Raw genomic sequence first — 23,441 nt, 5'->3', positions numbered from 1 at the left:
CGAGATGGTTTGATTGCTAGTGCTATATGTTTCCATTTTTTTTGACAGAATATCATTATCATTGAATTAATAAAAAATTTAGAAACACTAAGAAGTCTGAAAAATATTCTGTACCATTTGTTGATTAGAACGCATCACAGCATTATCTAACCCTGCCACTTCTCCTGAGTCCAAATACCACCCTAACGCCCCTAAATTGTCTTGCGCTTGCTCTAGGTTTTTTGCCCCAGGAATTGGAATTGTACCTTTACAAATACACCAATTTAAAGCAACTTGTGTTAAGGTTTTAGACCGAAATTCAGCAATCTCTTTCAAACAACCTAAAATTGGTTGAATTCCAGGTAATAATTTTTTAAATAATCCTCCCCGAATGCCTTTAGGTAAAGGAGTATTTTCCGAGAATTTTCCCGTTAATAATCCCAACCCCAACGGACTATAGGCAATTAATTGAATTCCTAATTCATCACAAACCTGTTTTAACCCTAATTCGGTTACGGGATAAGTTGATAATAAAGAATATTGTACCTGTAAAGTTGAAATCGGAATTCCTCGATCTGCTAATTTTTGATACACTTTTTTTAACCGTTTCGGCCCATAATTTGATAACCCCACTCCCTTAACTAATCCCTGTTCATATAAATCTCCTAAACCCTCTAATAAATTCCATTCTTGCCAAGGTGCGTAATTAGCTGTAGACCAGTGCATCTGAACTAAATCAACATTTTTTCCTAATCGTTTAGCTGAATTTTCACAGGCATTAATCATCGATTTGCGAGTTAATCTCCAGGGATAGGGGGCTAATTTTGTGGCGATACAAATCTGGTCTTGATTAATTCCTTGATATTGTTGAGAAAACTGTCCTAAAAGTGATTCACTGCGTCCGTTTAATTTACCTGTCCCATAGGAATCTCCCGTATCAAATAACGTTACACCCTGACTGACACACCGATTAAATACTTGTTGTAATTGTGCATCCATACTGGGATCATAACCCCATAATAGGCGATTTCCCCAGGCCCAAGTTCCACATCCCATTTTAGGTAAAGACAGGGGTTGATGATTGTTCATAATTATGACTTATAATAATAACCGAGGGCATTATATCCTAATTCTATGATTATTTCAAAATCTAATATTGTTTAACGGCTTTGATCTAATAACAATAAAGTTTGTAACAAGACATTTGCCCCTTGGGTACAATGTTCGGGGGAAGTATATTCGGCTTCAGAATGACTAATTCCCCCTTGAGAGGGAACAAAAATCATCCCCATATCGGTAATTCTTCCCATTTCTAAGGCATCATGTCCGGCACGACTGGGGAGAGATAAATAGCTCAATTCTAATTGCTGACAAACAGATTTCATACTTTGTTGAATTTCAGGATCAGCTAAGGAGGGTTTAACGGTAAGTAAAGGTTGGATCAAAATTTGAGTATTTGTTGAATCTGCGATCGCTATGATTTTATCTTGCAATAGTGCTAACATTTCTTCTAAACAATTCTGAGATAAATCTCGCATATCTACAGAAAGTTCTACCTGTCCGGGGATAATATTAACCGCATTCGGTAATACATTAATATATCCGACCGTTGCGACGGGTTGAGATGGCATTTTTAACGCAATTTTTCGCACCCCTAAAATTAATTCTGCCGCCGCTATTAACGCATCCTGGCGCATTTCCATTGGTGTTGTTCCGGCGTGGTTAGCTTGTCCAATAATCGTGATTTTTTGGCGCTGCATTCCCACAACTCCTTGTACAATACCAATAGAAACCCCATTTCGTTCTAATATCGCTCCCTGTTCAACGTGGAGTTCCACAAACGCCGCCATATCCGCCCGTGAGCGTGTTGCTGTTCGCAATTGTTCCCAACTTCCCCCCAACCGTTCTAAACAGCATTGAATCGACTCTCCCGTCTTAGGTTGATAACGGTTTGGGGTATCGAGTAATACCGTTCCCGCCATCGCCTGACACCCGATCATTGTACTTTCTTCATCGGTAAATACAATCACTTCTAAGGGATGGTGCAGTTGTAGACCGTTTTCTTTTAAAGTTTGTGCGACTTCAATACCTGCTAATACCCCTAACACGCCATCGTAGCGTCCTCCCGTGGGCACAGTATCGAGATGGGAGCCTGTCGCCAAAACTGGAGCAGTATTATTTTTACCCGGATAACGACCGATGAGATTTCCAGCCGCATCTATTCTGACCGCCATTCCCGCTTCTAACATCCATTGTTTCACGGGTTGACGCGCTTGCAAATCTTCGGGGGTAAAAGCAAGACGACAAATACTTCCAGAAGGCTGTTGACCAATCTCAGCTAAGTGATTAATACGGTTGTGAAGGCGATCGCTATTAATTCTCAGTTTTGTGATCACAGCCATAATTTAATAGGGAATTGGGAATTACGAATTACGAATTACGAATTACGAATTACGAATTGGGCATTGGGACACAAAAAGTTCACAACCCTTGATTTTTTTATTAGTTTATATCAATAATCGAAATATAGAGACGTTTTTTAAAGCGTCGAGAAGTCAAAAATAGTAATATGAAATACTGAAATGTTTACTCCTGACGACTGACTGGGATATAGAGGCTAAAGTTATTAGCCTGTTCCCTGTTCCCTGTTCCCTGTTCCCTGTTCCCTATTCCCACCTATTATTTATGGCTAACACAACTAAACGCATCTTCATTTGTGGTTCTGCTCTGCGGGGTCAACCGGATCATGGTAATTTGGGAGACGCGCAATTTATTAAAACTGCCAAAACCAGCCCCCTTTATCGGTTACACGCGGCGGCAAATAGTTCGCATCCGGCGATTTATAAATTTGGAGTAGGAGGAATTTCCATTCCTGGGGAAGTCTATGAACTCTCCTTAGAACAGTTTGAACACCTCGTCTCCACCGAACCCCCGAATATGTATCCTGGGGATGTGGAATTAGAAGATGGGGAAGTTTTAACCGCCATGCTGTATCCCCGTGAATTAATTGAACACTATCAATGGCCTGATATTTCTAACTTTGGCGGTTGGGTTGCTTATCAGAAAAATGGGGTTAAAACCTCGTCTAACTCTTAACTGATAACTGATAACTGATAACTGATAACTGTGTTAACCGTCAACAACTCGAACAATTTTGGCAATCATTAACGCTAAGGCTAAGGGATCAACGGGTTTAGAAATATGTTGTTCAAACCCAAGATCCAGTGCTTTTTGGCGATCTTCGGCACTAGCATAGGCAGTTAAGGCGATCGCCGGAATCTGACCCCCAACTTCTGGTGCTAAGGTTCTCACCCGTTGGATCAACTCATAACCATTGATTTCAGGCATTCCCAAATCACTAACTAACACCTCAAAAGGTGATTTCCGAATCAATTCCAACGCTTCTAAGGCAGTTTCAACAGCCATCACCGTTGCCCCATATTCTTGCAACGTCACCCGAATTAACTCTCTGGTATCGGCTTCGTCTTCCACCACTAACACCCGCAAACCCGATAGCAAAACTTGAGAGGTTACTAACTCCCGATCAGAGGCAGGAGATGGGGTCGTCGGTGCCTTAAAGGATTCTGGTTCTAGTAAAGGCAGTTTAACAGTAAAAGTTGCCCCCAGTCCCAAACCTGGACTCTCCGCTTGTACCTGTCCCCCGTGCATTTGGGCCAAATGACGAACAATGGCTAATCCTAATCCTAATCCTCCATGCGATCGCGTGGTGGAACCATCCGCTTGACGAAAGCGTTCAAACACAAAGGGTAAAAACTCAGGACTAATCCCACACCCGGTATCAATCACTTGAATTTGGGCCATTGGTAGCGTTGAATTCTCCCAAATCACCGACATCTTCACTGTTATCTGTCCTCCCGTTGGTGTGAATTTAACCGCATTCGAGAGCAGATTCCAGATAATTTGTTGCAAACGGTTCATATCCCCAAAAACCGATGCTGCGGTTGAGGTTTCCCAGATCGTTACAATCTCGACGCCTTTATTAATAGCCGTAGAACGTACCATCTCAATCGCTTCTTCAATCATCGGAATTAATTTAATCGCATAACAATTCAGGCAAAGTTTGCCCTGAATAATCCGCGATACATCTAAAATATCTTCAATCAGTTGATTCAATAACTTCGTATTCCGTTCAATTGTTTCTAAGGCACGGGCTATGGTTGAGGAGTTCAACTGACGAGTGCGGAGTAAACTCGCCCACCCCATAATCGCATTCATCGGAGTCCGCAATTCATGGGAGAGCGTGGCTAAAAATTCATCTTTAATCCGATTAGCGGTTTCAGCCTCGGCCCTGGCGGCTTGTTCCCGTGCTAAGAGTTTTTCTCGTTCGGTGGCGGAGTGTTTCTGCTCATGAATATCAGTAGCGGTTCCATACCATTTAATAATCTGTCCCTGTTGATCTCGTACCGGGACACCGCGACTTAAATACCAGCGAAATTCCCCATCAAACCGCAGGAGGCGATGTTCACATTCATAGATTTGTCCCGTTTGCACTGATTGTTGCCAAGCGTCTAGGGTTCGCTGCTGATCTTCTGAATGAAGAACAGGTTGCCATCCCCATCCTTGACCATCAGTTTGAGTAATGCCACTAAATTCGGCCCATCGTTGATTATAATAATCAACTGCACCGTCAGGATTAGCACTCCAAACAATTTGGGGCATAGACTCTGCTAAATTTCGGAAGCTTTCTTCACTTTCGCGTAAGGCGGCTTCTGTTTGTTTACGTTCGGTAATATCAAGGAAATAAACTGATAATCCCTGAGTTGAAGGATACAAACGCACTGCAAACCAGCGATTAAATAAGGGATAAAACTCTTCATATTCGATCGGAATTTGTTGGCTTAAGGCTTGATGAGCGTAAGCATAGGTTGGAGATTCGATTAATTCAGGAAATACCTCCCAGATGTTGTGACCAATTAGCTCCTGGGCCGATTTGCCTAAAAGTTCCTCTGCCTTTGCGTTAATAGATGTATAGCGCCAACGATGATCAATACTGACAAAACCATCGGTAATACTTTTAAAGATATTAGTAATTTGACGATTTTTGGCTTCTAAAAATTCTTCAAACCGTTTGCGATCGGTAATATCATAAGTAATTCCCAAAACCTGATCGACTTCACCCTCAGCATTGAGAACGGGAACATAATTGACAATCGTGGTGTAGGTTCCTAACTCAGAAACGGTTCTAGTTACTTCTAACTTTTGAATTGTGCGAGTAGCGATCGCTTTTTTGAGAGTGGGTACATAAGTTTGAGTGAGATCTACCGGAAATATATCCTCATCTTGATAACCGATTAGTTCTTCCCATGACTTCCCACTGCGACGAATTCCTTCCGCATTCACAAACTGAAATCGTCGTTGAGCATCATAAATCACTAAAATATTGGGAATACTATCGAGAGCAATCCGAAATTGTTCTTCATGATCCCGAAGGGTTTGTAAAGCCGGATTTTGCAGATCAGTCTCTCTGGGTTTCGTAATTTCTGTAAAAGTCGTGACAACGGCCCATGCTGTTGTTTCCTGCGCTTGAAACAGAGGTTGAGAGTTCAGCAATAGCTGAATCAACTCACCATTGGATTTATGGAAACCGACAACAACATTTAAACAAGGTTGTCCAGTTTTCAAAGCCTTCAAAACCGGAGAAGACTCCACTGGAATGATAGATCCAGCTTGATCAATAAACTGCCAAGGAGATGCCGAGAAGGTTTGGTTGATCATCTGCTGAATTGGATATCCGAGAATCTGTTCAGCCGTGGGATTGCATCCTTGAATCTTACCCTCGGTGTCTTGAAAGATCATCCCAATTTCACCCTCGGCTTTGAGGGAAAAGGGTTCTGGTTTTGAGTCTGGTTCCAGATGCAACCGTCTATGGCTCAATCGGTATTCAGACTGTTGGGAGTTCTGCATTTTAACAATCCGATTGGGAGATCTAAGTAATTGTTGCTATTTTTGGCTCTCGCCGAGATGAAATTCCTTACGAGGGCCAATTTCCTGTCTTAGGGGGGATGTCTTTAAAAATTATAGTCTAACCAATAACCTTTGATTGCTCAAAGTTCTCAGTTTACTGCTTCAGGCTGTTAACTCATGAGTTAATATGACGGAAATGCTAAATCTGGTCATACAGGATTAATTTGCTCCCCTGATAAAAATATTCCCCGTGTCTTTATTCTTGGCATTTTTTGCGACTCATTTAGTTATTTTAATTGGGTCTTCTAGTGTTTACTCTCAATCGGTTATTTGAGAATCTTGGGACGCATAAACCCGCCTCAGTTGGCCACAACTCAGGCGGGTTATATTTATTATAATTGTGTTTTCAAATCAACCCGTAACGTTTACGACCTCAGACCGCTCTGGTGAAGGGTTTAGCCTTCCCTTGGTCGTAACAAAGTGGAGGACGCGATAAAAACTCCACGCCGTTTAAGCTGACTGGTTATTGTACCGTTCGCATCCCTGACAATTCGCTCTTCTTCGGTTTGCGATCATAGAACACAGCGGCATAACTTCCATCCGGTACTAACCTTATACTCTTTAATTTAGCAATTAATCCCATTGATGATCATCTAACTTATGAAAGAAAAATGGGAAGCCTCAGCACAAAGATTAAATCCTCAAGTATGGTAAAATTACATTACAGTTAAAAATTGAAATCCCCCATCCGAAGATAGGGGACTTTGAGTCAGCGATAGTCATCTATCCATAAGGTCAGCACCCCGCACTAAAGTGACGGGGCTTCATGCCTCTAACTTTAGTTAGTTGACCAGCCTAAGTCTTAACTGACTCCGTTATCGGTAAGCGTTAAAGTTCTTACCTTGGGATGCGTAGCTAGTCCCAAGCTCTAAAACTCGAAAGTTAAACAGTTTTACGAGGGGTAAGACAGTGCTTTCAAGATAGTACCGACCGATAACATTGGCGAAGCTAACATTACCTGAGAAATCAGTGGGGTAGAAATACCAAAAAAACCGGGAATCGGCAAATACAAAAATTTTTGTCGATTCCTAATCTAATATTCACGGAGAATAAATTCTCCTGATGTGTCCCACTGAGCTTGCCGAAGTGTCGTTTTTCCTCCCCGCTCGCTTATAGACGCGGTTTCCAAACTTCCCATTTTTTTTTATGATAATAATTTGATAATTTGTTAAATTAATTACAAACTTTCGGTTTCACGTTGTTCATAATCTTCAGAAGAAGTGGGATCTAATTCCCATCGTTGATCATCTCGTTTTTCTAAAAATTCTGTTGTCCGAAGGGAAGCTCGATCAGGCATTTCCAAACCCACCGCCGCCCCAATTTCCTCTACAATATTATGATCCGGTATAGCGACAGTTCCCCCAACCGCTTCATCACCAACCGCATCTGCTTCTTCAAAATTAGCATCAATATCTCCACCTGTTAAAATAGCACTGGCTTGATTAAATTTATCGGTATTATCATCCGTCTCATCAAGTGTAATCCTATTCACTCCTTCTGGCTGAACAAGAATTTCTGTTGCATCGATTTCCTCTTCCAGCATTTTTAATTCTGCTAAGGTCGGTTCTTGATTTTGATCCAATGCCATCTCATCTTTAATCGGATTAATTAACATTTGATCTTTATGGGGTTGCTTTTTTCCCTTTTTTAAGGGATCAGTTTGATTAGCCATTATGTTTTCCTCTTTCGATATGATCATAATTGTAGTCAAACCTTTAGGGTTTTTTCAATTAACAGTAAACAGCCCACTTCAATGATCTTTATCAAATAATTCATCTACCGAAAGTAAGAAATTAATCATTAAAACTTAAATCCGATTAAAAATCTTCCTCAAGTTAGAGAACGTACCACCAAACACAATTAATAATATAACTTTGGCTAGACGATGAGTTCTCTGTCGAAAGGTTAATCTGTATCCAGTCGATGATTGTATTAAAAACACTGTGTCAACGGATTAATTTTAGGAGAAACTAAAAAAATGGCATACACTGATGAATCCGGCCGAGTTATTGATCATCCCGTTGCTGTGGGAACAGACTATCATGATCGTGTCCGTTGGGGGCCGATTTTTGCAGGTTTAGTTATTGCCATTGGAACTCAACTCATATTAAGTGGAATTGGTGCAGCCATTGGTTTAACTGGACTTGCCAACTCCGGCGCACCTCGTTCTAATGCAGGAGATACGGGGACAGCCGTTGGAATTTGGTCAATTATTAGTTTATTAATTGCTCTATTTGTTGGAGGTTGGTTAATGGCTCGTGTCTGTGGGCCAATGAATCGTACCACCGCCCTCCTCAATGGTGCTATTTTGTGGGCTACGACATTAGCCATTAGCGCTTGGTTGCTTTCAAGTGGGGTATCCGGTATTTTTGGCATCGTTGGGTCTAATGCTGGAGAAGTGATTAATCAAGTTCAAGAAGGGGGTGTGAATGTTCCACTCAATAACCCCAATGTCACCGCACAAGAGGCTCAAGATATTGCCTCAAATGCTGCTAAAGCGAGTTGGGCATTTTCCTTTGGTTCTTTGTTAGGGTTAATTTCAACTTTGGTTGGCTCATCCGTCGGTGTTCATAAACCTCATACCAATGCTACGGCACAACCCGGAGTCGGTAGACCTTATGCTCGATAAAATTCCTTAGATTTTATGGTATTCAAACCCATGATTTTGTCAACCCAGTTTCTACAAAAAGCTGGGTTTTTACTCTTGATTTTTTATAAAGCCAGGATGGGAGATTGAAAACGAGCGTGTCTTCAGACCTGAGAGTGTCAACTCCATCTTAAGGATGAAGAAAGTAATTTTTAAATATGATTAACTTCTATTAGAGGGAGATCAATAATTGAAATTCCATGAATATTAAGCTTTAAGGATTAAGGAAGAATTGAGTATGGTTTTACAAATTGGAGATAATTTACCGATTGGAAGTGTTCAGTGGGCGATCGCAGAAGGCTATATTCCTGACTATAGTAACGGCCCAGAACCTCAATTTACTAGCCATGAAACCGCTTGTATTTTAAATACTTCTGATCAAGATGCCTCTGTCAAAATTACCATTTATTTTAGCGATCGCGAACCCGTTGGCCCCTATTGTGTGACGGTTCCCGCAAGACGAACAAAACACCTGCGATTTAACGATTTAACCGACCCTGAACCCATTCCCCGTGATACCGATTATGCCAGTGTATTTGAGTCGGATGTTCCGATTGTTGTCCAACATACTCGCCTCGATTCTCGACAGTCAGAAAACGCTTTACTCAGTACCATTGCTTATTCCTATCGGTAATTGATCACCAGGAACAAAGCTTTAGTTTCAGGAAAATTAAATTATTAGTAATGATTCCTCATGGTTAAACAAAATTTTTGGTATAAAAACGCCATTATTTATTCCTTAGATGTCGAAAGCTTTAAAGATGCTAATGGCGATGGAGTAGGAGATTTTGCAGGCTTAACCCAATGCTTAGATTATTTATCAGGATTAGGAATCACTTGTTTATGGTTATTGCCTTTTTACCCTTCTCCCAATCGAGATAATGGCTATGATGTCATGGATTATTATAATGTTGATCCTCGTCTGGGAACATTAGGAGATTTTGTTCAATTTATCCATAAAGCTGAAAGCCAAGGTATACGAGTGATTATTGATTTAGTGGTGAATCATACCTCCATTGAACATCCTTGGTTTCAAGATGCAAGAACTGATAAAAATTCTAAGTATCGAAATTATTATGTTTGGTCAGAAAAAACACCCAAAAATCAGCCGGAATTAATTGCCTTTCCCACTATAGAAGATAGTATTTGGGAATATGATGAACAAGCAGAAGCCTATTATCTACATCATTTTTTCAAAGAACAACCCGATTTGAATATTGCTAACCCAGACGTTCAAGAAGAAATCTGTAAAATCATGGGTTTCTGGTTAGAGTTGGGGGTTTCTGGCTTTAGAATTGATGCGGCTCCTTTTTTAATTAAAGGAATAGGAGTAGAGGGTGAAAATCAAGAAGATTTACAGCATTTTTTAGAGGAAATGCGAAATTTTGTGATCTCCCATCGCACGGACGGGGTGTTATTAGCAGAGGCAAATGTTCCCCCAGATCAAATTCCAATTTATTTTGGAAATAATGATCGAATGCAAATTCTGTTTAACTTTTTAGTCAATCAATCGATGTTTTTAGCCTTAGCACGTCAAGAGGCATCAACATTATGGCAAAGTTTAAAAGCATTACCTCCTATTCCCGACACGGGAGAATGGTTAAATTTTGTTCGTCATCATGATGAATTAACCTTAGATGCGTTAAGTCCTTCTGAACTTCAAGAAGTTTTTGAAGTCTTTGCACCGGAAGAAAATATGCAAATTTTTGGGCGAGGAATTCGACGGCGACTTGCACCGATGATGAATGGAAATCGCCAAAAAATTGAACTAATTTATAGCTTAATGATGAGTTTACCCGGAATTCCTTTATGGCGTTATGGCGAAGAAATTGGCATGGGAGATGATCTATCTTTGCAGGGTCGTACTAGCGTCCGAACTCCGATGCAATGGTCAAATCAACCTAATGGCGGATTTTCTAATGCTCCGGCTGAAAAACTCAGTCAACCTGTCATTAGTGAGGGAAAATATAGTTATAAATTAGTTAATGTTTGTGAACAACAACGTGATCCGAATTCCTTGATTAATTGGACAGAACGTTTAATCCGTATTCGCAAACAATGCCCCCAACTCGGTCAGGGAAAATGGCATTTATTAGAAACCGATCACCCTTCTGTCTTTGCTCACTGTTGTCAAGGCAACGATGAATCTATTTTAGTGTTGCATAATTTAGGGGATCAAGCTTGTCATATCACCCTTAAATCGAGTGAAAATTATCAATATTTAATGGATGTTTTTGGCGATCAATATTATGATCCGCTCGTTCAAGGATTAACTCCTATTCCTTTATCAGCTTATGGATATCGTTGGTTGAGAGTCAATCAAAAAAACTAAAATGATTGTCGGGAGAATTTATCATGGTTAAAATTGGTTATCATGCGTCCCACGAACAATTTAAACCCAGTGAATTGTTAAATTATGTTCAAAAAGCTGAACAAGCGGGGTTTCATTTATCCTTATCGTCGGATCATTTTTATCCTTGGAGTGAAAAGCAAGGAGAAAGTGGATTTGCTTGGTCTTGGTTAGGGGCGGCAATGCAAGCGACACCGAATTTATCCTATCGAATTGTTTGCGCCCCAGGTCAACGATATCATCCGGCAATTATTGCCCAAGCGGCGGCAACTTTAGCCGAACTTTTTCCCCATCGATTTTGGTTAACGGTCGGCAGTGGTCAAGCGTTAAATGAACATATAACCGGGGATAAATGGCCTTGTAAAAGCGATCGCAATACCCGTTTAAAAGAGTGTGTTGATATTATTCGGGCATTATGGGCGGGTGAAACCGTAACCCATAAAGGTTTAGTTACCATTGAAGAAGCAAAACTCTATACTCGCCCTGTAATTAATCCGTTAATAATTGGGGCTGCAATTACCGCTAAAACCGCAGAATGGTTAGGAAGTTGGGCGGATGGTTTAATTACCACATCTCGTCCCCCTGAACAATTAAAACAGGTTGTTGATGCCTTTCGGCGTGGAGGAGGAGAGGGAAAACCTATGATTTTAAAAGTACAGTTATCTTATCATGCTGATGAAAAAATTGCTAAACAAGGCGCGTTTGATCAATGGCGAAATAATGTTTTTCAAAGTCTGGTTTTATCGGATTTAAAAAATCCTGAACAATTTGATGCGTTGGGAGAATTTGTTACCTTAGAAGAAGTTGAAAACAATGTCCGAATTTCCTCCGATCCCCAACAACATATTAACTGGTTAAAACAAGATATAGAACTAGGATTTAATGAGATTATTTTACATAATGTTAATCGAGAGCACAAACAGTTTATTGAAGTATTTGGAAAAGAAGTGATTCCAGTTTTAAGCTGATTAAAAGATAGTTAAGTCGGTTTTAATGAATCAGCAAAACAAGTATTTCGTCCTTGAGCTTTCGCTTGGTATAGGGATTTATCCGCCCTAGAAAGAATATCCTCAATGCGGCTATCCTGGGGTTCAGAAATAGCGATCCCAATACTCACCGTCATTTTTAAATCATCTTTTTCTGTTGGGATAGACACATTAGCAATTAAACGACAAATATCTTGGGCAATTTTAACGCCACCTTCGAGATCCGTATCTAATAACAAAATCACAAATTCTTCTCCCCCATAGCGTCCAAAATAATCTCCTTCTCTGAGGTAATTCCTAATCGCTGATGTAAAGGTGATTAAAGCGCGATCGCCCATAAGATGACCATACTGATCATTAATATTTTTAAAATGATCTAAATCTAATATTAATAAAGAAAAAATTTTTCCCTCTTGAATTGCTCGATTCAATTCGACTTCAGCCACTTTAAAAAAACAGCGACGATTTAAGATTTGGGTCAGGGAATCAAGTTGGGATAATTCTTCGAGTTGTAACAACGTATTTTTTAAGATGTCGGTTGTATGTTTTAAGGTTAAATGAGTTTTAACCCGTGCTAACAATTCGGTTTTGATAAACGGTTTCGTAATAAAATCAACCGCCCCCATCTCAAAGGCATTAACTAAACTCTCTTCTTCATGACTAGCGGTGAGGAAAATAATCGGAATATCTTGAAACTTGGAATCATTTTTTATGACTTGACAAACCTCTAAACCATCCATTTCTGGCATCATTAAATCTAACAAAATTAAATCCGTTTTATTATTTTTTAGCCGATCTAATGCTTGAAAACCACTGGTCGCAAAGGTGGTATTATATCCGGCTTCACCGAGCATTTGTCCTACCAATTTTAGATTTTGAGTAATATCATCAACAATTAAAATCAGAAAGTTTTCAGGAATAAATGTTTTGAGTTGCATAAATTAAAGTCCTTCTTGGCGATAAAGTTTTAAGGTTTCTCGAATCTGAGGGAAATCTTCAATAGTTTGAGGAATCATATTCCAATCAAACGCTTCTAATTGAGTGTCTAAAACTTGCACATAATCTAATAAAGGTTGATATTGATACTGTTGTCCCCAGGTAGCCAGACGTTGAACAAAATGTTGTAAATCTCTGGTTCTTAATGTTTTTCTCAACGTATTCCAAACCTGTTCTTCTTCTTGTTTAAGTTTAAACAATAGTTCTTTACACGCAGCAGAACCGGGAACTAAAACGGGATAAACTTCTTGTTTTTCCTCTATAATTTCTGGATCAATTTTGGTATTTTCTGGAGAGACTGGGTATATTAAATGTCGCTTCATTTCTCTGACTAATTGTGGCAAACTGACAGGTTTTCGCAAAAATCCTTGACAAAGTGATTGAACTTCTGCTTGTTCTTCACTTTGACAAGATGCGGTCAAAATGACAATCGGAATCTGTCGAGTTTTTTCATCTTGTTTGAGAAATTGAGCTACGGTTTTTCCGTCCATCTCCGGCATCCGTAAATCCAGAAGAATCAGATCGGGTTGATGAACATTTGCCATCTGAATCGCTTGTTTTCCGTTCTCTGCCAGAAATAATAAATGGTGAGTTGCAGCAAAGTATCCCTGAATTAATTCTCGATTGGATGCCACATCATCAACAATCAAAATTGTACTGGCTTGAAATTGGTTGAGATTGCGATCTTGACAAGAATTTAATTTCACTGAGAGCGGATTTTTAACCAGAGAAATCTCTGGAAATACAAAGGTAAAAATACTGCCTCGTCTCAATTGGCTTTGAAGCAATATACTCCCCCCCATCATTTGAGTTAAGCGTTGAGTAATGGCTAATCCTAAACCTGTTCCCCCATACTTACGATTACTTTGTCCGGCACTTTGAACGAAGGCTTCAAAAATACGAGTCTGCTGATGGGTCGCAATCCCAATTCCTGTATCCTCAATCGCAATTTCTAACCAAACTTTTTCTCGATTGCAGTCACAATAGGTTTGAGTTCGTGCAGAAATGCTAATATATCCCTTTTCCGTGAACTTCAGCGCATTACCGACAACGTTAAATAAAATTTGACGTAATCGTATCTCATCAATATAAATCAATTCGGGGACATGATCTTCAATTTGGATATGTAAAACTAACCCTTTTTCTGTGGCTTTATGTTTAAAAATGTTTTGAATTTCCTGAATCAGTATCCGTAAGTTAACGGGAACATAATCGAGTTCCAGTTTCCCCGCCTCAATTTTAGACAAATCCAGAATATCGTTAATTAAGGCGAGTAAGGTTCGACTAGCGGTGATCACAGCGTTTAAATAAGACAGAGATCTGGGTTCATGAACAACAGATTGTAGCAAATCTGTAAATCCTAAAATGGCATTCATGGGTGTACGAATTTCATGACTCATATTGGCTAAAAATTCACTTTTAGCTTGGTTTGCCATTTCTGCTTCCCGTCGAGCTTGTTCGAGAGCAATATTTTTTTGGGTTAATTCTTGACTCCGACGGGTTTCTTGTTCGAGTAAGGTTGCTAATTCCTGTTCTAAGATTTTGCGATCGCTAATTTCAACTAAATATCCCAACATTTCCACGACATTTCCCGCTTGATCTCGAATTTTCCTTAACTGTGTTAAAAACCAGCTATAAGTTCCATCGGCTTTCAACCAGCGATATTCATGAATATAAGAATCTTCGGTAAATTTCGTGGTTAAGTTAGTTAAAACCCATTCTACATCATCAGGATGAATCTGTTTAATCCAGAAGCTCGAATCTTCTAAAAAGATTTGGGGTTCATAACCTACTATTTCTTTAACATTTTCACTGACAAAAGTAATCGGATAATTGCCTTCGGGTTTGCAACTTAAAATAACAATGGGAGAATAATTGAGCAGAAAATTTAAGCGATCGCTGGTTTCCTTTAATTCTAATTCGGCTTTTTTGCGATCGCTCACATCCAAAATTACCCCTCGCCAAGCAATATCTCCATTATCTCGACGTTCAGGACGGGAAGCTTCTGCAATCCATTTTAAATCCCCCTGGGGCATCTGATATCGCAACTCATAAAACAGTGGGGTAAGGGTGGCTGCACTGTTTAAAATTGCGGTTCGATGACCCTGGAGATCTTCGAGATCAAATCCCGTTTCTAAAAGTTTATGATTGTTCATTAATTCCAGAGATGTTAAGCCAAAAACTTCAAAGCAACCATCACTCATATATTCCAAAAAACCAGATCCATCGGGGCGTTTAATATAGGTATAAATTGCTCCTGGAATATTATCAGCAACGGCTTTTAACTGTTCTTCTCGTTGACGTAGGGTTTCTTCAATCCGTTTGCGATCACCAATATCAAAGGTCATGCCTAAAATTTGTTGAACCTCTCCGTTATCATCTAAAAGGGGAACGTACTTGATAACAACGATATAAGGTTCCATCCCCGGTATTTGTAATGTAAATTCTCCAATTTGTACGGTTTTTGTGGCAATTGCATGATCAAGTAAGGGCAGATATTTAGAATAAACTTCCGGGGGATAAACATCTTCATCTCGACGACCGATAAAGTTTTCAATGGGAATTTGGGTGCATTCCGATGTTCGTTGATTGACATACTCAAATCGACGTTCTGAATCATAAATTACGAAGACATCAGGAGCGTGTTGCACCGTTAAAGCGAATAGTTCTTCATTGTGTTTCAGGGCGTTTTCAGCTTCTTTGAAATCCGTTAAATTTTTAATACTGCCAACACTTCCACAAATGGTTTTCTGTTCATCTAAATAGGGGGTATAGGTGCGTCTTAAATATCGTTTTCCAACGCCAGGAATATCTACCCAGGAATCATCTTGAATAACTTCCCCAGTTAAACATTTATCCAGATGAGGTTTGCTGATGTAATTAAAAACTTCAGTCCCTAAAATTTCAGCAACAGAATGACCAATCACCTTTTCTAAGGGTCGATTTACCAATTTCAAGTAAGCGGGATTAGCGACTTGATAAATATAGTTCTGATCCACTAAACAAAGAGCATCTCCAGTGGCTTCAACAATGCGTTCATATTGTCGTAGAGATTCTTCATAACGTTTGCGATCGCTAATATCCTCAACAATATAAGAAAACCGAGGACGATTTTGTTCTGATAACCCAATATAAGAAACCGTTACTGATAACCATTGTTTTTGACCCTCATTTTGCTCAGATTGATACTCAAACTGTACGGGTTTTCCTAAGCGTTGACTCTCTCGATAATGATTAATCCAATTTTGAATATGGTCGGGATTTCCACATATTTGACTAGCAAATTGATGGTTAATTTCCTCTGAGGTTTTTCTAAAAAATTGAGCCGTTGCTGAATTATCGGATAAATGTAAAATATCCGTTTCAAACAGTTCAACGACTCCCATCATCATCGGGGATGAATTATAAAAACTACTGAGAATTTCTTCTTGCTGTTTTAATGACTTTTGGGTGGTTTTAATTCGTTCTAATTCAAGTTGTAAACGTTGATTGGCTTGCTCTAATTCAGCCGTTCTTTCTTGAACTTTAGCTTCCAATTCTCGATTAGACCTTTGAATTTGATCTAGTAGAGTCGCTTGTTGAATCGCCAAAGCAACATGAACCGATAAATTTTCTAAAAATTCTATTTCTTCCGGTTCCCAGTGGTGATTTCTACTGCAATTATGAGCAATTAATAATCCCCATAAATGGTCTTCTAATCGAATTTGCACCACTAAATCTGAGGAAAAATTGTGATTGATCATCCCAGAATTGAGGATTGACCCTTCCCCGTTTTCCACGGCTTCAACAATCATTTTTCGACTGCCATCCGCTTCAAATTGTTCAATAATCACGCGATCGCATTCCAACAATTGACAAACTTCTGTCACCGTTGTATTTAAAATTAGGTCTAAACTTAAAGAGGAACGAATTCGTAAAGCTATATCTGTTAACAGTTGATGTCGTTGGCTTTGTTCTTTCAATTTAGTTGTATGGATTTTAACTTCTTGTTTTAAATTAGAATTAAGACTGTTTAAAAGATTAATTTTTTCGTTTTCAAGATGTTTAACTTTTTGCTGCAATCCTGAAATAATCTCTTGCAACTCCTTCAAATCAATGGCTTGTAAAATCGTAGTTTGAGTGACTAATCCCGCTAAATATCCTTGCTCATCTGCTACCACTAACCGCCGAACTTTGTTTTGTTGCATGGCTTGGTGAGCATCCCAAAGAGAAGCGTTAGGAGTAATAAATAATAACGGATTACTCATCACTTGTTCGGCTTTTAACTTGCTCAAATTACGTTGCCAAGCTTGGAGTTTGAGGATATCTTGTTCTGTTATAATTCCCAAAGGGCGAATTTTTTCAGCCGTCATTTTTTCTGCAATCACCACACAACTTACTTGATGTTTCGTCATCAGTTGTGCTAACTTTAATACACTTGTTTTTGGTGCTCCCACAATCACCGTTTTAACCATCACTTCTTGAAGGGAGCGATACTTAAGAATATCAGCCGGTTGCAACACACCGCGAATACTATGAGGGGTGACAATTCCTATCGGTTGTCCGGCTTCGTTAAGAATCGGTAAATGACGAATCTGATGTTGATGTAGAATTGAAATCACCTGTAAAGGGTCTTGAATATCCTTTTCGGAACAGGTAATTAATCGCCGAGTCATCACCTCGGAAACTGGGGTATTATCAAAAAATTTCCCCTGAGTTACCAGTTTCACACAGTCTCGTTCTGTTAGTAAACCCACTAACTTTTGATTTTCTAACACCAAAACACAACTGGGATGCTGTGATTTAAGGTTAAGTTTTAATTCAATATCCGTGACTTCCCTCTGGCTTTGAGCAATCTGTTGAACAACATTCAGCAGAGAAGTATCAGGAGAAACAATCAAAAAATCACGCTCAATACAGTCGCTACAAACAGGAAATATAATTTCCTCTGAGAATACCATAGTGCCTTCGTCCCCTCTAAAAAAAAGGATTTGATCATTATATATCTATCAGTTATAGCAAGCCGCAAGTCTGTGTCGAAAGATGCTCTATCGCGCCTGTACAAATTAATCTGAATCTTTGATCACAATTGAGATTAATTCTTCAACATTACTCACCGGAAAAATAGGAACCTGAAGTTGTTCGGAAAGTTCCGCCACCGTCATATCATCCAGAAACACAGGTTCCCCTTGTTTTAACATCACCGAGGGTAATAAGATCCCATCTCCTAACATTTTTCCTGTTAATTCTTGGAGCAAATCTTGTCCGGTTAATAGACCTGTAACCGTAATCTCTTGACCCCAATATTGACTCGCTAAGGCTACCATATTAACCTTTAGTCCTGAAATATCATTTAAAGATTTTACGAGGGGTTTAAAGGCTTTTTCAACGGCATTTCCCATAACCCAAGTGAACTGACGGGGAGTAGAACAAAATTGAGTCGGGTATTCTTTGACGGTTTGTTCAAATTCTTTAATAAATTTGCGAATAGAACCGACTCCATTGCCAATTTGAGGATAATCTTGATAATGGGATTCGGGAGGTAATTCTGCACCTGCAATTAAAAACAGTTCATCCGCAATCCAAACACAATTTGATCCGAATTCTTGTTGAAATTTTTGTTGTAAATTCTGAACTTGAGTAATAATTTCTTGCGCTTTTTTAGGAGTAACCGGGATTAATTCATCTTCAGAGGGACGAAAGCGAGTTAACCCTACGGGAACAACCGCAACGGAAGCAACGGTAGGGATTCTTCCGCGATGAAATTGAGCTAAATCTAAGAGGGTTTGTTCTAGGTGTTGACCATCATTAATTCCCGGACAAACTACCACTTGAGCATGAATTTGTAAACGGTTCTTTTTAAACCATTTTAACTGATCTAATATTTGTCCGGCGCGGGGATTTTTTAATAATTGAATTCTGATCTCTGGTTCGGTGGCGTGAACGGAAATATACAGAGGAGAAAGACGCATTTGAGCAATTCTATCCCATTCTCGTTGAGATAAATTGGTTAAGGTTAAATAGGAACCATACAAAAAGCTCAAGCGATAATCATCATCTTTTAAATAAAGGGTTTCCCGTTTTCCGGGGGGTTGTTGATCAATAAAACAAAACGGACAGCGATTATTACATTGTATTAATCCATCAAATAAAGCGGATTCAAACTCTAATCCTAAATCTTGATCATAATCTTTTTCAATTTCGACTTGATGAGTTTTTCCGTAACGATCTAAAACTTCTAATTCTAAGATTTCATCGGCGCATAAAAATTGATAATCAATTAAATCACGAGGTTGTTGTCCGTTAATCGAAATAATCGCATCTCCCGCTTCAAAGCCAATTTCTTCCGCGAGAGAGTCGGGTAATACCGTTGTAATTTTAGCAGGATGAATCATAGGAGGAATTAAATATTAACAATCATAGACTCCGTAGAGACGCGCCGTGGCACGTCTCTACTATAGGATTATAATTCTAAATATTTTTTAACGCACCCCCCCAGACTGCGGCTAGAATAGCAACTCCAAAGGCGAGACGATACCAGACAAAAATCCAAGTGCTTTTTCTTTGTAAATAACGAATTAACCAAGCAATTGATAAATAGGAAAAAATTGCGGAAGAAATTAAACCCACGAGGAGAGGTAGGATTTGTATATTTCCAATATCATCGATCAATAGGGTTTTTAATTCTACAATTCCGGCTAAAGTAATCGCTGGAATTCCTAATAGAAAAGAAAAGCGGGCGGCCGTTGCTCGTTCTAAACCGATAAATAATCCAGCCGTAATGGTAGATCCAGATCGAGATACTCCGGGAATTAAGGCTAAGGCTTCGGCTAATCCCATTAATATCCCATCTCGGACTTTTAGCTGTTCAAAATCTCGTTTTCTAGTTCCTATTTTTTCGGCTAATCCTAATAAGAATGCCATCCCAATAGAAGCGAATCCAATTACTACCATACTCCGCAATGGAGAATTATCATAATCAGGAATAAAAAGTTTAATTAAAAGCCCAAAAAATACAATTGGAATCGTTCCTAAAGCAATTGCTAAAGCTAAACGAAAGTCTACAGAATCATAATCTTTTTTTTGAATAGCTCGCCATGATCCTAGGGTAACTTGAGCTAAATCCTGCCAAAAAAACCAAATTACTGCCGCAATACTACCTAACTGAATAATCGCCGTAAACGCAATACCCGGATCTCCCCAACCTAACATCACCGGAATTACTTTTAAATGGGCGGTACTGCTAATGGGTAAAAATTCCGTCACCCCTTGAATTAATCCTAAAAGAAACGCCTCTAATATATTAATTGGGGCATCTACTGGAGGGGGCGTTGGAGTTTGAAGAAATAGATTAGCTGCTTCTAATTTCCAAGAAAAACCTGTCATAAAAACCATAAAATACTCAGGATAAAATATCTTACCAAACATCAAATCTTGTCATTTTACTGAATTAAGAAAACTTCAGGATGCCATCTATTATCAAAAGAATAATAGCCTGATTTCCTAACCGATGAACTCCCGATCTAAGAAAAAACCTTGCCTTAACTTTAACAATGAATGGTTATTAATTCATTAGCGTTTGATTAAGGAAGTGAAGCCTTGATTTTAGGGAAAATAATTTTCTTAGAGTTCTACCGGGTGCTGTCCATAATAGGGTAAGGCTTCTGACCAGTGGGGTTGTTTTCCCAATTTCCAGTCTAAATGCCCTAATTCCAGTAATTGCATTGCAGTTTCTCCTAACCCTGCTTCTATCTGTACCTGATGATAGGGAGTTTGCCAAGAGGCTAAGGTTTGTGCCCACTGTTGAGGGGACATGACGCTATCCGCTAATCGGGGAATTAACTCGAAAGGGGTGTCTTTATTTCTACCATAAATTGCGACAAAAAGTTGACCTCGTTGCGCCCGCATTTCTAAGGCAATGACTGAATTTTCATCCTGATTTTGTATCAATTTAAACTGTTCTTTGTAAGCGATCGCGGCTAAAGTAGAAATGGCAAACACAGGAATATTTAACTGTTGGGCTAAAGTTCGGGCGGTGACAACCCCAATGCGAGTTCCGGTAAAACTTCCTGGCCCTTTAGCAACCGCAATCCAGCCCAAATCTGACCAAGTTTGAGGTTGAATAAACTCTGATAAATATTGATGCAATTGGGTGGATAAATCCCGCCCCAAAGCCCAAGATTGACAGCGATGAACGTCCTGAAAATTACTAATTGCTAATCCCAAATCAGGACTACTGGTATGAATGGCTAAACCATAACGAGGTTGGGAGGAAATTGACTGCACGTTATTTAAACTCAGGTTAAGAGGGATGACGGGAAAAAAAGATGGGCATGGAAATAAACAAGCCCGCTAAGATTATACCAAATGATCCCTCCACCCAAATCCTTAAGTGTAACCAGCCAAACATCAAAAATAGGGTGGTAATGGTGGCAAAGAGTTGATTGATGTTTAAAGTATTCCGGCGATTGACTTGATGTTTAACGCCCCAAAATCCTGCGGCAATCAATAATGCTATTATCGGTTTGAAGATAATAATTTTATCGGTAAAGATAAACACAATCATCGCTATCATTAATCCATCTAGCCAGAACTCTCGCCTTTGAATTTGGTGAATCCAAAACTGGGGAGATTTGAGTTGCTCTAAATGGAAAATAAAAGAATTATTTTGAAAGCGAATAATTTTGTTTTTTAACTGAGTTTTTCGATCTATTTTCAACGAAGATTGCCACTCAGGAACCCCTCGATTATTGAGCCGTCCTAAAAGTTTAACTTTCTCAATATTATTGATTTGGAAATTAGTTAATTCATAACCAATAATAGGCAGCAATTCTTTATATTTAATTTGTCGATTTTCATCTCGATTTAAAACAATTGTTAACTGCTGTCTTTGGGTTTGATTGACCTGTACCTGAAGAATCCCATACTTCTCTAAACGGGTTTGCAAAATGTCTTGAATTTGGTTAATTTTATCCAGAGGTTTTGCTGGAGAAACTTCAGCAATAGGTTGTGAATTAACCGTTGATTCACAAGCAATAGAAACAGGAGGAGCAGGAGGAATAATTTCCTTCTGTTCAGGTAAAGCTTGAAACCCAATTTCAGGATTAAGGGTTAATCCCGGCATTACCTGAACATAATCGGGTTTAGGATTAATTTGTTGTAAAATTGCCGCCGCCGAATGGTAACGATGACGGGTTCCATTCTGCAACATTTTATCTAAAATATGTCCGAGTTGATCACTGATAGGAGCTTTCAAATAATCTCGCCAAACCCAAGTTCCTTCTGTACTATCAAATAAATCAAAGGGAGGAATACTTGTCAATAAATGAATACAAGTCACCCCTAAACTATATAAATCACTCGAAAAAACCGCTTTTCCCATTAATTGTTCGGGGGCAGTAAAAGCAGCACTACCAATAATTGTTCCCGTTTTAGGAAGCATCCCGCCTGTAACTAATTTAGCTGCCCCAAAATCCACTAGAACTAAATTTCCGATGGGTTTTTTGGTATTAAATCGACGAATAATATTTTCTGGTTTAATATCTCGGTGAATGACTTTTCGTTCATGAATAAACTGCAAAACAGGTAATAAGTCTTTTAAAATAAACAATATTTTGTCTTCATTAAAAACTCCTTTTTCTTGCAATTCTTGGGCTAAGTTTTTACCTTCAATAAATTCTTGAACTAAATATTGATAGCCCTCTTGGGCAAAATAGGCTAAACCTTTAGGAATTTGGGAATGTTGACCCAAATTTTGTAATTGTTGCGCTTCTTGTTGAAACAATTCTGTAGCTTTGACAGCACTACGACCTTGGGGTAAAAATTGTTTAATCACACAATAGGGTTTTAACGGTTGACTCTCCTCAACCGCTAAAAATGTCCGACCAAATCCCCCCTGTCCGATTAATTGAATTCCTCGATAAATTACCGACTCAGCATCATCAGAAACAGAACTCAACAACAATTTAGATCCACAATTTTGACAAAACTTGCTATCACCAGAATTCTGTGGATGAGAACAATTCAGATTAAAACAATAACTCATTTTTTATAGAAGGGAACAGGGAACAGGGAACAGGGAATTACGAATTACGAATTACGAATTACGAAAAAGCTAACAGTTCAAACTCAACCATTAACTGATAACTGATAACTGATAACTGATAACTGTTTAAGTCGGAACTAATTCCCCTGGTCTTAATTTTGCCCATTTACCCTTTTCTTCTTTAAAACTCAAACATCCGACTACATCCCATTCCATTTCGATTTCATGGTCATTAGGGGTGCGGATATTGACGTTAATGGTGGGTTCGGTGGGTTCAAAGGTGGGGTTTTCGGTCAAATGGCGTTCTTCATGCTGTATTTCTACGGCGTGGTAGGTGGTACAGCGATCAACATAATGACAATTCACACAAATACACATAATTTGATTCCTCGGTGATTGCCAAGGGTGAAACTTGTCCATCCCTTTGATGTTAATTTAACTTAGGTAGGCCTTAACCTGCTTGACAATCTCATT

General features: G+C 39.1%; 16 protein-coding genes. 5 read left to right on the top strand and 11 right to left on the bottom strand.

The features are described from left to right. Positions 1–87 precede the first annotated feature (87 nt). Positions 88–1,068, bottom strand: coding sequence for an aldo/keto reductase (locus PL8927_RS14160; RefSeq protein ID WP_083622619.1), 981 nt, complete (start codon positions 1,066–1,068; stop codon positions 88–90). 71 nt (positions 1,069–1,139) lie between these two features. Then, entirely contained in the window at positions 1,140–2,381 is a 1,242-nt protein-coding gene (locus tag PL8927_RS14155) for a Zn-dependent hydrolase (RefSeq protein ID WP_083622617.1), read from the bottom strand. Between the two features lie 283 nt (positions 2,382–2,664). On the opposite strand from PL8927_RS14155, the gene PL8927_RS14150 reads away from it, so the two are divergent. Beyond that, entirely contained in the window at positions 2,665–3,075 is a 411-nt protein-coding gene (locus PL8927_RS14150) for an allophanate hydrolase-related protein (protein ID WP_083622615.1), read from the top strand. 33 nt (positions 3,076–3,108) lie between these two features. Here PL8927_RS14150 and PL8927_RS14145 read toward each other — a convergent pair whose 3' ends face one another. Further along, positions 3,109–5,904, bottom strand: coding sequence for a hybrid sensor histidine kinase/response regulator (locus PL8927_RS14145; RefSeq protein ID WP_083622612.1), 2,796 nt, complete (start codon positions 5,902–5,904; stop codon positions 3,109–3,111). Between the two features lie 1,237 nt (positions 5,905–7,141). Beyond that, positions 7,142–7,636 (bottom strand): DUF6335 family protein, encoded by a 495-nt coding sequence (locus PL8927_RS28030; RefSeq protein ID WP_197047416.1) that lies wholly within the window; start codon positions 7,634–7,636, stop codon positions 7,142–7,144. A gap of 306 nt (positions 7,637–7,942) precedes the next feature. On the opposite strand from PL8927_RS28030, the gene PL8927_RS14135 reads away from it, so the two are divergent. The 4 genes from PL8927_RS14135 (at position 7,943) to PL8927_RS14120 (ending at position 11,929) form a co-directional block, all read left to right on the top strand. Continuing rightward, positions 7,943–8,593 (top strand): hypothetical protein, encoded by a 651-nt coding sequence (locus tag PL8927_RS14135; RefSeq protein ID WP_083622610.1) that lies wholly within the window; start codon positions 7,943–7,945, stop codon positions 8,591–8,593. Positions 8,594–8,849: 256 nt separating this feature from the next. Further along, positions 8,850–9,245, top strand: a complete 396-nt coding sequence (locus tag PL8927_RS14130; protein ID WP_083622608.1) for a sensory rhodopsin transducer — start codon at positions 8,850–8,852, stop codon at positions 9,243–9,245. A gap of 60 nt (positions 9,246–9,305) precedes the next feature. Next, entirely contained in the window at positions 9,306–10,943 is a 1,638-nt protein-coding gene (locus PL8927_RS14125; RefSeq protein WP_083622605.1) for an alpha-amylase family protein, read from the top strand. A 23-nt stretch (positions 10,944–10,966) separates the two neighbouring features. Then, the gene (locus PL8927_RS14120; protein ID WP_083622603.1) at positions 10,967–11,929 is read left to right on the top strand and encodes a TIGR03885 family FMN-dependent LLM class oxidoreductase; all 963 of its coding nucleotides are present in this window, start codon (positions 10,967–10,969) and stop codon (positions 11,927–11,929) included. Positions 11,930–11,940: 11 nt separating this feature from the next. Here the strand turns inward: PL8927_RS14120 and PL8927_RS14115 are convergent, their stop codons facing one another. The 7 genes from PL8927_RS14115 to PL8927_RS14085 all read right to left on the bottom strand — a co-directional run bounded on the left by PL8927_RS14115 (position 11,941) and on the right by PL8927_RS14085 (position 23,345). Next, positions 11,941–12,885, bottom strand: a complete 945-nt coding sequence (locus PL8927_RS14115) for a diguanylate cyclase (RefSeq protein WP_083622600.1) — start codon at positions 12,883–12,885, stop codon at positions 11,941–11,943. 3 nt (positions 12,886–12,888) lie between these two features. Then, complete coding sequence (locus PL8927_RS14110; RefSeq protein ID WP_083622598.1) at positions 12,889–17,883, bottom strand: PAS domain S-box protein; 4,995 nt, start codon at positions 17,881–17,883, stop codon at positions 12,889–12,891. A 105-nt stretch (positions 17,884–17,988) separates the two neighbouring features. Next, the gene (locus tag PL8927_RS14105) at positions 17,989–19,317 is read right to left on the bottom strand and encodes a TIGR03279 family radical SAM protein (protein WP_083622596.1); all 1,329 of its coding nucleotides are present in this window, start codon (positions 19,315–19,317) and stop codon (positions 17,989–17,991) included. A 76-nt stretch (positions 19,318–19,393) separates the two neighbouring features. Next, positions 19,394–20,317 carry an undecaprenyl-diphosphate phosphatase gene (locus PL8927_RS14100; RefSeq protein WP_231506012.1) on the bottom strand — a complete coding sequence of 308 codons (924 nt, stop codon included), beginning with the start codon at positions 20,315–20,317 and terminating at the stop codon, positions 19,394–19,396. A gap of 228 nt (positions 20,318–20,545) precedes the next feature. Continuing rightward, complete coding sequence (gene tsaB, locus PL8927_RS14095) at positions 20,546–21,208, bottom strand: tRNA (adenosine(37)-N6)-threonylcarbamoyltransferase complex dimerization subunit type 1 TsaB (protein ID WP_331281823.1); 663 nt, start codon at positions 21,206–21,208, stop codon at positions 20,546–20,548. A 16-nt stretch (positions 21,209–21,224) separates the two neighbouring features. Then, positions 21,225–22,967 (bottom strand): serine/threonine-protein kinase, encoded by a 1,743-nt coding sequence (locus PL8927_RS14090; RefSeq protein ID WP_083622591.1) that lies wholly within the window; start codon positions 22,965–22,967, stop codon positions 21,225–21,227. Positions 22,968–23,093: 126 nt separating this feature from the next. Further along, the gene (locus tag PL8927_RS14085) at positions 23,094–23,345 is read right to left on the bottom strand and encodes a Ycf34 family protein (protein ID WP_083622589.1); all 252 of its coding nucleotides are present in this window, start codon (positions 23,343–23,345) and stop codon (positions 23,094–23,096) included. Positions 23,346–23,441: the final 96 nt, after the last annotated feature.

Source organism: Planktothrix serta PCC 8927 (assembly GCF_900010725.2).
Lineage (GTDB): Bacteria > Cyanobacteriota > Cyanobacteriia > Cyanobacteriales > Microcoleaceae > Planktothrix > Planktothrix serta.
This window is presented reverse-complemented; position numbering and strand designations above follow the sequence as displayed.